The sequence below is a fragment of the Paenibacillus sp. J5C2022 genome (assembly GCF_025567625.1).
Classification (GTDB): Bacteria; Bacillota; Bacilli; order Paenibacillales; family Paenibacillaceae; genus Pristimantibacillus.
On sequence record NZ_JAOQJC010000024.1, the window covers coordinates 98,588 to 111,436 of the forward strand.

Sequence of the window (12,849 nt, forward strand, 5' to 3'; positions counted from 1 at the left end):
AAAAAGAAGAGGCGCGGCCTCTTCTTATTATGGCATCATTCATTCAACTGCTTGCTTATAAATTAAATCATGATGGCTGCATACTAGCTTGCCGCCGGCTTCTTCGGTCCGATGACATATACGGTATAGCCTTTCTTGCGGCCGAACTTCATCGCATAGCTTTGGCTGTCGAAGTATACATCGATTTTATTGCCCTTAATCGCGCTTCCCTTGTCTTCGGCGCGACGGAAGCCGATGCCCTCGATATACACCCACCATCCCATCGGAATGACATTGGTATCGACCGCAATCGTTCTGCCTTCCTTCACACGCGTGCCGGACGCAGTAATGCCGTACTCCGGATGATCCTCATCCTTCCCGGTAGACTGAACGCCAGCCGAATAAGCTGTAAGCGTCACATTCTTCAGGACCTTCTTCGCATTGAACGTAATGCTGTCCTTCGTTACCGTTGCGATAGCCGGACTGTTGTTGCTCAGGACCGTCACCTTCGGTTCCGGCTTCTTCGTACCAATCGCAACCACTTGATCAACCGCCTCGGTCTGCATAATTTCACTGATCATGTTGCTTGCGACGAGTACGCCGTCTTCATATTTCTCTTCGTACTGCTCGATCACTACGCCTTCCTGGCCGGTCTGAACAACCTTCTCCTTGCCCTTCTCCAGCGTAGCATCCTCCTTCGTGACAACGGTGAACGGAACGGTCTTCTCCTGCTCCGTCATCTTCATGTCGACGCGTACAATGGTGACCGTCTCATCCGCAGTAACCGGCTGATCCGGCGATGGGTATATTTTATCCTGTTCCCTTACGGATATATCTGTTTTTTGAATCGCTGCCTGTACCGTCTTGCCTGTCGTATATACGGTCGTTGCCTTGCCGTCTGCTTTAACAATAACAGGTATCGCATGAGTTACCTCGATACGATCGCCGTCCTTAATCGGCGAATCAAGTGGGACTGACACCTCGTCGTGAGGTCCAATTGTTATAGCTTGTTCATCCAGTAGGCGTTGCAGAACCCATTGCTTCGTATCCACAACGGTTTCTTGTCCATTCACTACAACGGATACGCTCTTAACAGCCGTTCCGTACAACAACACCATAAACATGAAAGTCATAGCGATTGAAATTGCGGCACTCAAAATAATCAAACGCAGGTTTCCATGCTTCCATCGCATTGCGAAAGTCATGCTGGATGATCGTTTCCCATGGGTGTCCTCTAATTGGATAGCGCCCACTTCATCGGTCCTCCTTCATAGCCCCGCCGCCAAGTGTTACGCATGTTACAACTGACGCGACTATATCATATTCGCGTGCAAGCACGCTTGCCAGTGCAAGAATTGTCCTCCCACCTCCCTCATTATCCCTATGACGACAATTTACAGTTTATTCAATATGCTGAAGAAGTCGTCGACTGAAGCAAAATGTTGGTAGGCGCCTGAAGCTTACAGCTTGGGATGTGCGAGAGGAAAATGGAGAGGGATGTGAGTTGCTCGACACTGGAAATCCAATACAAAATGAAAAGCTCTGATTTGAATCATACATTCATCAGAGCCGAGTTGTAAAGAAGCTAAAAAATTCGATTTTCATGAAAAATTGGGGTAAAAGAAGAAAAAAGAATTGATTTCACCTATAAAAATCAGTTTTTTTGTGCGAAATGTCTTTTTTCCTCTTCTTTTTAACGGTTTTCACTCCATTCGGAAACATTTCTTACCATTTTCCATCGTAATCGCGGCCAATTCCTCCACAGAAATGCCCTTAATTTCTGCTGCAGATTGGGCGACATAGGAGACATACGACGTTTCATTTCTCTTCCCTCTAAATGGATGAGGTGACAAATAAGGGCAATCCGTTTCGATGAGCAAACGGTCCATCGGAACCTTATCCAACACCTCTTTTGGGACCCTTGCATTTTTGAACGTAACCGGTCCGCCGAACGAAATATAGAACCCCATATCCAGACATTTTTTGGCGGTTTCCCAGCTTCCGGAGAAGCAATGCATGACTCCGCCTACTTCGGCTGCATGCTCTTCCCGGAGTATTCTCACGACATCCTCATGAGCGTCGCGGTTATGAATGACGATGGGCTTATCCACCTTGCGGGCGAGCGCAATTTGTTCCCGGAATACACGGTGCTGTACTTCCTTCGGCGACGTATCCCAATGATAATCAAGACCAATCTCGCCGATTGCCACTACTTTCTCATGACTGCTCAGCTTTTCAATCCACTCCAAATCTTCAGGCCTCATATGGATGCTGTCTACCGGATGCCAGCCTACAGCCGCATATATAAAATCATAAGCTTCCGCAAGCGCAATCGTCGTTGGAATCGTTTCGCGGTCGAATCCGATATTGACACACAATCCAACTCCTGCTTCCTGTGCCCGCTGTATGACTTTGTCACGGTCTCCGTCGAATTTTTTTGAATCCAGATGGGTATGGGTATCGAACAATACACTCATGCTGTCAACACTCCTTTTTTTCGTTGCTCAACTTAATTCAAATTAAATATATCTTTCATTTTATCCGATAAAATATTTTTATTGTCCTTCAAAGGCTCTTCGGGATAGTACATATGATACTGTCCTTGGTGCAGCCCGGTAATGGAACGAACGATGTCGGATTTCAAGGAAATCTCACTGATGCTTTCATTGTGATCCAGCAACAAAATAGGAGCTTTTTCTCTCTTTTCGCCAATCTTCAAGTCCGGTCGATAAACATCATAAGGCAGGTCGAACGGATAATCAATCTCCATATGATAGTCCGGCTGCAAACCAATCGATTGAAAAGCCTCCGCCACTTCGCCAAGCAGTACCTCGTCAGGATTGTCCATCGTCATATACTTGTACAGCTTCCGATGAAGAAACCTTCTGCACAGATCTCCCAGCAATGCATCTCCTTCATCAGACCATTCCAGGAATGCCGTCTGCAATAACGACTCGTCCAGCTTCAGGTAATGCTGCAATGTCATTTTTTGTTCCAACAAGCTCTTGATCGGGACAGGCATATAATAGAAGGAATAGCCTCCTTCATACAACTCCTTCGCCCTGCGGAATATTTGACGCAATATAATTTCCGAGCTTCTTGTCACCGGATGAAAGTAAATCTGCCAATACATCTGATAACGCGACATCAAATAATGCTCCACGGCATGCATTCCGCTCTCCTTCACGACAATTTGTCCCTTGAAGGGACGCAATACGCGAAGAATACGTTCCAGATCGAACGTGCCGTAATTCACACCGGTGAAATACGCATCGCGAAGCAAGTAATCCATCCGATCGGCATCCATCTGACTGGAGATCAAACTGACTACGATCGGCTTCGGGTACTTCTTCTCAATGACCGCAGCTACCTTGTCAGGAAAGTCTGGCGATACTTGGCGCAATACGTCATTAATCTCGGTATCTCCCTGCAGGATGCGGCATGTCCATTGCTCATGGTGAGTATGGAATACTTCTTCCATGGAGTGTGAGAACGGGCCGTGCCCCACATCGTGCAGAAGCGCAGCGCACAGCGACAGCAGCCGTTCCTCCTGCGGCCAGTCCGGATAACCGTTGCGCTCGAACTGGGAAATGATTTTGCGAGTAATTTCGTATACGCCAAGCGAGTGAGAGAAGCGGCTGTGCTCGGCGCCATGAAATGTCAGATACGTTGTTCCGAGCTGTCTAATTCTGCGCAGCCTCTGAAATTCTTTCGTATTAATCAGATCCCATATCGTTCGGTCTTGCACATAAATATACTTATGTACGGGATCTTTGAACACCTTCTCTTCCGTTAAAGGTCCACTCATATTCTCATCTCCTTCATGTTCATATATTCGACACAAAGCGATCTTTCATATGTCGAAAAGTGTCGTATTATTGTTTCCAAATTGTCGAAGCTGTTGTATTCTATTACAGAGCTATTATTCTATCGAACCCCCAAAACCTCCTATATATAAGGGAATATCGTACTTCTTTGGAGGTTGACTGTTTTGGGAAGAGTTGGTATTATAGTAACTATAGAACCCACAAAGTTTGTCGAAAGATGACGAATTAACTTTTATCGAGAGGGCGGATAGATTATGATGAAATCAACAGGTATTGTACGTAAGGTTGACGAACTGGGCCGCGTTGTTATTCCTATCGAATTGCGGCGCACGCTTGGCATTGGCGAGAAGGATGCGCTGGAAATTTACGTGGACGGAGAACGCATCATGCTGAAGAAATATGAGCCGGCATGTATCTTCTGCGGCAATGCTGAGAACGTATCTTACTTCAAAGGCAAAATTGTTTGCCATATTTGTTTATCAGAAATGCCTACACCTGTGACAAAATAATAAAAATCAGTTATAATTAAGTTATCCACTTGTTAATTCTAACCTTTTTATACTCCTTGACGCCTTCCTGTGCTAGAACCCGGCCAGGAAGGTCCTTTTTTTCTCTCCCGATTCTATCTACGTATTCACTTCATTATAGACTTCCCTCTTCGGTATTCCCCGATCGACTGCCGCCTTCTTAATCGCTTCTTTTCTATTATATGCAGCTTCATAATGGGCGACGTGCTCCTGAATGGTAAGTTCGGACCACCATAGCTGTTCATTGGCCTGGCTTGCCGCCTCCTCCTTGCTGAGTCCTTCCACTATGATGCAGTATTCACCCAGAGGAGAATGCTCGGAGAGCCAAGCGATGCATTCGTCCAGATTGCCCCGCAGCGCTTCTTCGTGTCGCTTGGTCAATTCCCGGACCAATGCAACCGAGCGATTGCCCATATGCTCGCGCATCGCTTCCAGCGTTCGCTGCAGCCGATGCGGCGATTCATACAGAATTAAGGTGGCCTCATGAGCGGTCAGCCCTTGCAGCCATTTGCCCAACTGCTTCTTCTCTCTGGGAGGAAAGCCTGTGAACAGGAACCGTTCCGTCGGCAAGCCGGACATGATTAAGGCAGAAAGCGCTGCGTTCGCTCCAGGAATCGGAATGACGGATATATCCGCCGCAACAGCCTCACTCACAAGCTCTGCTCCGGGATCGGAGATGGCCGGCAGGCCGGCATCGCTGACCAGCGCTATGGACTTGCCATCCTGCATGAGCCGAATAAGCTCGGGACCGCTCGCATTCCGATTATGTTCATGATAGCTGACCAGCCGCGTTGAAATCTCGAAGTGCGTCAGCAACTTTCTCGTCTGTCTCGTATCTTCCGCGGCGATCAGATCCGCTTCCTTCAATGTGCGGATCGCTCGCATCGTCATATCCTCCAGATTGCCTATCGGAGTACCTACCAAATACAACTTTCCCATCGACGAATCTCCGGAGAAGCTCTTCTGAATGTTCATACGATCTGCACTCCTTCGTCATCATATACCATTATTGGAGGCAACAGCTTAATATCAGGCTTCCCATCTCTTGAAGCTTCTATTAATACCATATTCGCTTCCGCGCCTGCATGCGGATGAATGAACTGAATCCGCTTCGGCTCCAGCCGCCATCTTCTTAACGATTCCAGTATATCCAGCAGCCGCGATGGACGATGGACCAGCGATAGCTTGCCCCCCGTCCGAAGTATCCGGCAGCATGCCCTGGCGATATCTTCAATCGTGCAATGAATTTCATGACGCGCTATCGCGTAATGCTCGTTTTCATTTTTGTCCCCTGCGGTAACCGGCATATATGGGGGATTCACTGTTATCGCATCATATAGGCCGTTGCCCGCTTCCTTGTAATACTGTCTCAAATCCGCTTCGATGACAGCTATTCGGTGCTCACGTCCATTCATCGCCACACTGCGCCTGGCCATATCCGCCAATCGGGGCTGAATCTCGATCGCATCGATATGTGCGTCTGTTCTCTCCGACAACAGCAGCGGTATGACACCGTTGCCGGTGCACAAGTCCGCAATTCTTCCCTTCTTGGGAATTGTGGCGAATCGGGACAGCAATACGGCGTCGAGCGAGAAGCTGAATACTTCTCTGCTCTGAATAATCCGCAGCCCGGAATTCGTTAATAAATCATCGATTCTTTCATCTGCTGCCAACTGCAGCTCCTTCCCTTCAGACACACTATTCTCTCCTTTATTTTTTTCAAAAAAAACCGTCCTCTCTACAAAGGACGGCCTGTCAATTGAATTTCCTTATTTATTTAGAAAAGACAGACAGAATAAACAATCTCCTTCTGTACGGAGATGCCCGTAGTACACATTGCAAATATGAAATCCTTCATGATACAAGCGTGTCAGGTTGTCGTGACCTTCTCCCACAGCAGATGACATATCATGGTCACTATGTGGTAATGTTGTGTCATCCTCGTACTCTGCATGCTCGCTCGTTGCAAGCGATGAAGAAGCTTGTTCCGGTGGGTTCTCACGCTTCAATACTTGTCGCAGCTGTTGATTCTCCATATGCAAGCGCTTATTCTCTTCAAGAAGCTCCTTCACCATGTCCTTGAGCGCACTGAATTCCGTATGGAACAACCCGACCCGACTATCCAACTCGTTCATCTGAGCAAAAATATCCTTCTTCTCCAAGTTCCCACCCCAGAGCTTATGCGTAGGCTATCGCCCACTCGTCATATATCCGTGCTTATTTCACGATTACATCATCCAGCGGCAATTCCTTCGGCTTACCGGACACTTCAAACAGCTGTACATAGACGCTCTTGGAAGAAGCATTAATGCCTGTTACTTTGCCTTCCCCATAGGATGTGATAACAATCTTGCCTACAGCCGGCAGTTCTTCGCGCACGCTCTCATAGTTGTCATGCTCGTACTTCAAGCAGCACATCAGCCTGCCGCACAATCCTGATATCTTGGTTGGATTCAGCGACAAGTTCTGATCCTTGGCCATCTTGATGGACACAGGCTCGAAATCGCCCAGCCACGAAGAACAGCACAGCACTCGTCCGCAAGGTCCGATTCCTCCAAGCATCTTCGCCTCGTCCCGTACCCCGATCTGTCTCAACTCAATACGGGTCCGGAATACGCTGGCCAAGTCCTTTACCAGCTCGCGGAAGTCTACACGACCCTCAGCTGTAAAGTAAAAAATAATTTTATTACGGTCGAATGTAAATTCGACATCCACAAGCTTCATGCGAAGCCCATGGTTTTTAATCTTCTCAAGACAGGTCGTGAAGGCGGATCTGGCTGCCGTTCGATTCTCGTTCACGACTTCGGCATCGGCATCGTTGGCAATCCGTATTACCTTCTTGAGAGGGAGGACGACGTCCGATTCACCGACTTGCTTCTGTCCCACTACCACCTTGCCGTATTCGATACCGCGAGCGGTCTCAACAATGACATGTTGATCTCGATCCACTGGCTGATCGACCGGGTCGAAGTAATAGATCTTGCCCGCCTTCTTGAAGCGGACACCGATGACATTATACAAGGATTAGCCCTCCTGTAGTTTTACCAATAGTTGCTCGAATGCAAGCTGCGGCGGCACATTGGCTCTAATGCGCTTTCCCGCTTCAAGCGTATGCTCCATGCACGACACCCAGCCAGCAAATGAGCGGTTATACGCGTGATTACTGATCCAATCCAGTTGATCTATGAAAACCATCTTGTCCTGCCTTCCGGCCTGGAACTGTGTAAAGTCTTTAAACCAAAGCATAAACATAGACAGCACCGTTGGCATATGTGCTGCCAATTCTGTCTTGAACAACGCTTTCTGGGCAGTGAGCATCGCCGCGGTGAATCGGGTAGAACACTCCTTGCCTAATTGTATCACTAGGTTTCTGATTTCTGCAAACTCATTCTGCTGGATTAATTTCCTAACCCCTTCCAATCCGGAGGATAAGTGAACTGCGGCTCGAGCTAGTGTAGGGGGAGCCCCTTCATCTACCAGCTTCTTAAGCATATGCTCCGGTGATAAAGGGAGGAAGGGAACCCACTGGGTGCGTGAGCGTATCGTCGGCAGAATGGCTTGTCCGTTGTCGGTAATAAGAATGGCCACTACAGGGGATTGCGGCTCCTCCAAAAACTTAAGCAGGCTGTTGGCAGCGGCCAGCGTCATCGTCTCTGCCCGCTCCATAATGTAAACCATTCGTTTCGCACCGGAGTTGCGGTACGCGAAGCTCCTTTGCAGCTCCCGGATTTGTTCGATCTTGATGCTTGCACCGTCAGGAGCAATCTGCTTCAGCTCCTGCTGGTTGCCATGCTCCAGCTTGCGGCACTCGATACATTCCCCGCACGCTTGCCCTCCTCCGGCCGTACAGAACAGCGCTTTGGCGAATGCGAGAGCCATCGCCATCTTGCCGGTTCCGGAAGGGCCATGAAAGAGATAAGCATGCGATATTTTCCCGCTCTGCAATGCATGGCCCAATATGCGCTGTGCTTTCCATTGCCCGGTCGAGGCAGCCGCCGCTTCGCCTCCTATCATGGTTTGATGATCCACTTTGTAACAACCTTCCTTTAGAACAGATAATTAATAAGAATACCTCGTATCTCCCCCATTTTATTCAAGAGGTCGATTCTTCCTTCTTCCGTGTGCAGCATGTCCTCCGCCATTGAGATGAGAACAGCGTCGATTTCATCCAGCAACTTATATCGCTTCACGCGTCCGCGCCGGTCGAAGCCGCGCACTTCCTTCAGTCCTACGCCTCGTCTCAACGTATCCTCCAGAAATCTCTTCACCATCTCGCGATACAGCTTCAGTTCCCGTACAGTCATATGTTTGGCCAGACGCTCGCCCTGCCGCTGAATATTATGGAACTTCTGCTGCAGCTCTTCTTGCGTCCGCTCCGTATCCTTCTGCATCATCACTTCCGCGAAGCCCATCGGTGAAGCAGGCTTCATCGCTGCATCGTTATTCGTCCTGTTCTGCCCCAGCGGACGGAACCCTTGATCTACTCTCATAAGCTAGTCACGTCCTCAGAAGTGTTCGAAGCGCTCTACCGGAACTACGAATACGGTCGCGCCGCCGATCTGAACTTCAACCGGGAATGGAATGTAGGAGTCCGTCGAGCCGCCCATCGGCGACACAGGCGTGACAAGCTGGTCGCGCACTTTACAATTGGAGCTGATTACGTTGAATACCTCATGCACACGCTCATCCTCAACACCGATCATGAACGTCGTATTGCCCGCACGCAAGAAGCCCCCTGTACTCGCCAGCTTCGTCGCCCGGAATCCTTCTCTTACAAGCGCATTCGACAATCTATTGCTATCCTTATCTTGTATGACCGCAATAACCAACTTCATGCTCATTCCCCCTAGCCAGAAATATGAGTATCCTATATTTATTGGACACGCTCACCCTGTATTCCTTCCAGACAGCGATTGACAATCGTCAAAACTTGCTGAAACACGTCTTCCGGCTCCTGTTCCGCATTGACCTGATGAATGCGATCCGGATATTCCGCGGCCAGTTGCAAGTATCCTTCCCGCACAAGCTCATGAAAGCTTTGACGTTCCAAGTCAAGCCGGTTCACTTCCCGTTCCGAGGCTCTTGCAATACGTGCCAATCCCACTTCCGGCGATACGTCCATGTAGATTGTAAGCTCCGGCATCATCTCGCCGATGGCAAATGCGTTAATGGCCCATATCTCCTTCATGCCAAGCCCGCGCGCATGCCCCTGATAAGCGAGACTGCTGTCCACGAACCGGTCGCAGATGACCACATTCCCATCGCACAATGCCGGGATAACCTTCTCCGCCAGATGCTGTCTGCGGGCTGCTGCATATAGCAAAGCTTCCGTCCGCGCATCCATCTCCGTGTGCCCGGGGTCCAGGATAACGGCTCGTATTTTCTCGGCGATCGGAATGCCTCCAGGCTCCCGGGTCGTCACTACCCGATGCCCCTTACTTTGCAGCGTATGAGCCAACCGCTCAATAAGTGTCGATTTGCCTGCGCCTTCTCCGCCTTCTATTGTAATGAACATTCCCTTTTTCAAGCTGCTGCCCCATTCTTTTTGTTTCCTTCATTTTAACAAAGGGCTTATCTCTCTACAATGAACATTTCTGTTTGCATCGCCTGCTCGCCCAAGCTTTATTCGTGAATAACCGCTATCGATTGCATCTTGGCATCGCTTGCTCCTTGAAACTTCGCTCCCACGCTTGCTAGCCTGCTAATTTGCTGAATGGCTTCTTCCGTAATCGGCTCGCCTCGATAAAGTAGAGGAATGCCTGGCGGGTAAGGAATGACATTCTCGGCTGACAGTCGGCCAGCCGCCTCTCTCAGCGGCACCTGAATGGTCTTAGCCTGCTCGTATGCCCCTCTGTGGAAAGCTACAGGCGCTCCTATTCCATCGCCTTGAGACGGCTCCAGAGCTGGAATGACTACGCTCGGCTTCGATTCGTACGATGCCGCAACGGTCTGATGGATGCGTAGCAGCGATTGCTTCAGTCGCTTCATATCTTCTTCTGTAACCGATACGTTAACAACAAGGACTACATATCTAACATCGGACATCTCCGGCCAGCATCCATCCCGTTCCAGCTCTTTATGGAGGTGCACACCGGACAATTGCCCGCTGATGTCGAATAGAACCATTCTTAACGGATCATATTGCAATTCATTATTTCGCAGCAGCGTTCTCCCGTTAATATCCTGTATAATAAGTTGCCGCTCTTCCAGCCAGCTGCGAAATTGCTCCGCCAATAGAAGCGCCTTATGGAACAGCCGCTCCTTCTCCCGATCTATTATTGCTCGGGAAATATCCAGCGATGCCATAATCGGAAATGAGGGACTGGAGCTCTGTACCATAGACAGCTGCTCGCGTACATCGGCGAGATCGATTCTGCTTCCCTGAACATGAAGCATTGCCCCCATTGTCATGGCTAGCAATGTTTTGTGCGTGGATTGCACGACAGCATCCGCACCAGCATATATCGCTGATGTCGGAAGTGCCGGATGCATGCTGTAATGCGCGCCATGGGCTTCATCGACAATGAAGGGCTTATCGTAGTGATGCGTCAATTCTACATAGGGCTGCAGCGGTGTATTCATCCCGTAATAGTTCGGAGTGGAGAACATAACTCCTTTCGCCTTCGGATAACGCTGCAGCGCTTGCTCCAATTGCTGAAGCGAAGGAACAGTAGCGAGCCCAGAGTGTGCGTCGTACTGCGGGGCTAGAAATACGGCCGATGCGCCTGCCAGCTTCAACCCATTGATAATGGACTTATGGACATTGCGCTGCACGATAATCAGATCGCCTGGCTGGCATAAGGTAAGCATCATGGCTACATTGCCCGACGTGCTTCCCCCCACTAGCAAATAGGTATGATCGGCCCCGAAGCAATGAGCTGCCAGCCGCTCAGCCTCGGCAATGCACGCTTCCGGATGATGCAAGTCGTCTGTTGAAGACAGCTCCGTTACATCGATCTCCATAACGGAGCTGAGCGGGTAGTAGCCTGATTGACCGGGCTGCTTTGATGCTATCCATTGTCTGATCGCGTCGCCGTAACGATGTCCCGGCACATGGAAGCTGACAGGATCTCCTGATTGATGCTTCATCAACGCTTCATAGATAGGTGCTTGTATTTCGTTCATGTTTCGGTGCGCATTCCTTTCAACTGCGTTTGTCATTCCCCTTCATTGTACTGCAATTGAGGCGTCATAGGACAAAAAAAAGAGCAACTTCCGATTTGGCAGCCGCTCAAGCGTTCTTTTCGATAAATATTTGCTTCATTTGATGGATAAAGAAGGGATACTTCGCATCTTTCACATCGGTATGAACCATTTCTGTTTCACAATCCTCACATATAAAGCCGTATATGACTCGAATACCTTCGCCTTCCGTTTTTCTGTTCCCGCATATTGCGCATTGATAACCGGATAATTCACTCATTCCTCATCCCTGCCTTTCCCGTATACATGATGCCTCTACATCTATTATGACACGAAATCTATGATTTCATACTTGTTTCATATGCTGTTTTCAAATATTACTATATCGTATGCAGTTAATGGGCGGATGGTGATAACTTATGTGGGATTGAACTATGGACAAAACGGATTCGATTACCGATATAATTATTGAGTATTAGCTCAGTTGTGCATGGCACTATGGAAGGATGCGCGAATATGAAGAGGAAACTGTCAGAGCAAGAGAACGCAACGATCTATCAATATAAGCTCATTAAACGAAAAGTGATTGTTAAAGAGCTCATTTACAGCCATCTTCTAATGGCATTTATTTTCGCAGGCTGCCAGATTCTGATTTATCGAATGGAGGGGTTATTTTCATGGTTGTTCGGCTTCGCACTCATACAAGCGCTGCACCTGCTTGTTCTGCTTCTGACGTTCATACGAGTCGATGAAGCAGCGGATCGCCAATGGATTTGGCGAATTACCCCTCCCTGGATCGGGTTCAAGCCAGCTAATGATATTAGTCTTCTCATCTTCCGCAGAGTGCACCGCCACCTGTTTTGGATCGGATTATGCTTTATTGCCCTGTTATATCCCTGGACCAAACCATCGCTCATGATAAGCCTTGTAAGCTGGCATATTTGGCTGCTAACCCCAAGACTATTGTTATCGTTCTCTTTTCGCAAGCAGCGTAAAGACGGGGTCCTGCGCCTGCAGACGAAGGAAGCATCCTACTATCACCGTTAATAGATACCTGTAAAGATGCTGATGCTGCTCTCTCTCCTCTCCAAGGTCACTGCTTATTCATGATGAGAAGCTGTCTATTTAACAAGTATGGAGATCATTTTCACATGTTCATCCCAACTTTAAATGAAATTTCGTACAAACTCAGTAACCATAGCGCGAATCAACCACCTTTGTACGAAATTTCTTTCAAAAGCAGCTAATGTACTCCTCAAATCTGCTACTTTGTACGCTTTTTCACACAAATCACTCGCCATACACACTCAACCCACCACTTTTGTACGATTTTTCACACAAACTACCTCCCACACACGCTCAACCCTCCACTT

At 48.6% G+C, this 12,849-nt stretch carries 15 protein-coding genes; 2 read left to right on the forward strand and 13 right to left on the reverse strand.

The features are described 5' to 3' along the window. Positions 1-83: 83 nt before the first annotated feature. The 3 genes from M6D81_RS19285 to M6D81_RS19295 form a co-directional block, all read right to left on the reverse strand. Positions 84-1,232 (reverse strand): resuscitation-promoting factor, encoded by a 1,149-nt coding sequence (locus M6D81_RS19285; protein ID WP_262678596.1) that lies wholly within the window; start codon positions 1,230-1,232, stop codon positions 84-86. Positions 1,233-1,682: 450 nt separating this feature from the next. Beyond that, positions 1,683-2,456, reverse strand: a complete 774-nt coding sequence (locus M6D81_RS19290; RefSeq protein WP_262678598.1) for a TatD family hydrolase — start codon at positions 2,454-2,456, stop codon at positions 1,683-1,685. Positions 2,457-2,488: 32 nt separating this feature from the next. Then, positions 2,489-3,787 carry an HD domain-containing protein gene (locus M6D81_RS19295; protein WP_262678599.1) on the reverse strand — a complete coding sequence of 433 codons (1,299 nt, stop codon included), beginning with the start codon at positions 3,785-3,787 and terminating at the stop codon, positions 2,489-2,491. 273 nt (positions 3,788-4,060) lie between these two features. On the opposite strand from M6D81_RS19295, the gene M6D81_RS19300 reads away from it, so the two are divergent. Next, entirely contained in the window at positions 4,061-4,315 is a 255-nt protein-coding gene (locus tag M6D81_RS19300; protein ID WP_028609554.1) for an AbrB/MazE/SpoVT family DNA-binding domain-containing protein, read from the forward strand. A gap of 117 nt (positions 4,316-4,432) precedes the next feature. On the opposite strand, the gene rsmI is transcribed toward M6D81_RS19300, so the two are convergent. The 10 genes from rsmI to M6D81_RS19350 all read right to left on the reverse strand — a co-directional run bounded on the left by rsmI (position 4,433) and on the right by M6D81_RS19350 (position 11,756). Beyond that, the gene (gene rsmI / locus M6D81_RS19305; protein WP_262678600.1) at positions 4,433-5,308 is read right to left on the reverse strand and encodes a 16S rRNA (cytidine(1402)-2'-O)-methyltransferase; all 876 of its coding nucleotides are present in this window, start codon (positions 5,306-5,308) and stop codon (positions 4,433-4,435) included. Next, a complete protein-coding gene (locus M6D81_RS19310; RefSeq protein WP_262678601.1) occupies positions 5,305-6,030 on the reverse strand; it encodes a tRNA1(Val) (adenine(37)-N6)-methyltransferase in 726 nt (241 codons plus the stop codon). The genes rsmI and M6D81_RS19310 overlap by 4 nt, the downstream gene beginning before the upstream one ends. 72 nt (positions 6,031-6,102) lie before the next feature. Further along, a complete protein-coding gene (locus M6D81_RS19315; protein ID WP_262678602.1) occupies positions 6,103-6,495 on the reverse strand; it encodes an initiation-control protein YabA in 393 nt (130 codons plus the stop codon). A gap of 55 nt (positions 6,496-6,550) precedes the next feature. Beyond that, the gene (locus M6D81_RS19320) at positions 6,551-7,354 is read right to left on the reverse strand and encodes a PSP1 domain-containing protein (protein ID WP_262678603.1); all 804 of its coding nucleotides are present in this window, start codon (positions 7,352-7,354) and stop codon (positions 6,551-6,553) included. 3 nt (positions 7,355-7,357) lie between these two features. Continuing rightward, positions 7,358-8,347 (reverse strand): DNA polymerase III subunit delta', encoded by a 990-nt coding sequence (gene holB / locus M6D81_RS19325; RefSeq protein WP_262678619.1) that lies wholly within the window; start codon positions 8,345-8,347, stop codon positions 7,358-7,360. Positions 8,348-8,379: 32 nt separating this feature from the next. Next, positions 8,380-8,823, reverse strand: coding sequence for a YaaR family protein (locus tag M6D81_RS19330; protein ID WP_262678604.1), 444 nt, complete (start codon positions 8,821-8,823; stop codon positions 8,380-8,382). Positions 8,824-8,838: 15 nt separating this feature from the next. Further along, the gene (locus M6D81_RS19335; protein WP_262678605.1) at positions 8,839-9,168 is read right to left on the reverse strand and encodes a cyclic-di-AMP receptor; all 330 of its coding nucleotides are present in this window, start codon (positions 9,166-9,168) and stop codon (positions 8,839-8,841) included. A gap of 38 nt (positions 9,169-9,206) precedes the next feature. Continuing rightward, on the reverse strand, positions 9,207-9,860 hold the full coding sequence (tmk, locus tag M6D81_RS19340) for a dTMP kinase (RefSeq protein ID WP_262678606.1): 654 nt from the start codon (positions 9,858-9,860) through the stop codon (positions 9,207-9,209). 95 nt (positions 9,861-9,955) lie between these two features. Continuing rightward, complete coding sequence (locus M6D81_RS19345; RefSeq protein ID WP_262678607.1) at positions 9,956-11,458, reverse strand: aminotransferase class I/II-fold pyridoxal phosphate-dependent enzyme; 1,503 nt, start codon at positions 11,456-11,458, stop codon at positions 9,956-9,958. Positions 11,459-11,564: 106 nt separating this feature from the next. Beyond that, positions 11,565-11,756 (reverse strand): sigma factor G inhibitor Gin, encoded by a 192-nt coding sequence (locus M6D81_RS19350; protein WP_262678608.1) that lies wholly within the window; start codon positions 11,754-11,756, stop codon positions 11,565-11,567. 236 nt (positions 11,757-11,992) lie between these two features. Here M6D81_RS19350 and M6D81_RS19355 point away from each other — a divergent pair, with 236 nt between their 5' ends. Continuing rightward, positions 11,993-12,523 carry a transposase gene (locus M6D81_RS19355; RefSeq protein WP_262678609.1) on the forward strand — a complete coding sequence of 177 codons (531 nt, stop codon included), beginning with the start codon at positions 11,993-11,995 and terminating at the stop codon, positions 12,521-12,523. Positions 12,524-12,849 lie beyond the last annotated feature (326 nt).

Excerpts from the sequence above, each read along its gene's own strand:
- M6D81_RS19295 (WP_262678599.1), bottom strand. The coding sequence starts at position 3,787 with ATGAGTGGACCTTTAACGGAAGAGAAGGTGTTCAAAGATCCCGTACAT.
- M6D81_RS19355 (WP_262678609.1), top strand. The coding sequence starts at position 11,993 with ATGAAGAGGAAACTGTCAGAGCAAGAGAACGCAACGATCTATCAATAT.
- rsmI (WP_262678600.1), bottom strand. The coding sequence starts at position 5,308 with ATGAACATTCAGAAGAGCTTCTCCGGAGATTCGTCGATGGGAAAGTTG.
- M6D81_RS19300 (WP_028609554.1), top strand. The coding sequence starts at position 4,061 with ATGATGAAATCAACAGGTATTGTACGTAAGGTTGACGAACTGGGCCGC.
- M6D81_RS19290 (WP_262678598.1), bottom strand. The coding sequence starts at position 2,456 with ATGAGTGTATTGTTCGATACCCATACCCATCTGGATTCAAAAAAATTC.
- M6D81_RS19350 (WP_262678608.1), bottom strand. The coding sequence starts at position 11,756 with ATGAGTGAATTATCCGGTTATCAATGCGCAATATGCGGGAACAGAAAA.
- holB (WP_262678619.1), bottom strand. The coding sequence starts at position 8,347 with ATGATAGGAGGCGAAGCGGCGGCTGCCTCGACCGGGCAATGGAAAGCA.
- M6D81_RS19330 (WP_262678604.1), bottom strand. The coding sequence starts at position 8,823 with ATGAGAGTAGATCAAGGGTTCCGTCCGCTGGGGCAGAACAGGACGAAT.
- M6D81_RS19345 (WP_262678607.1), bottom strand. The coding sequence starts at position 11,458 with ATGAACGAAATACAAGCACCTATCTATGAAGCGTTGATGAAGCATCAA.
- M6D81_RS19335 (WP_262678605.1), bottom strand. The coding sequence starts at position 9,168 with ATGAAGTTGGTTATTGCGGTCATACAAGATAAGGATAGCAATAGATTG.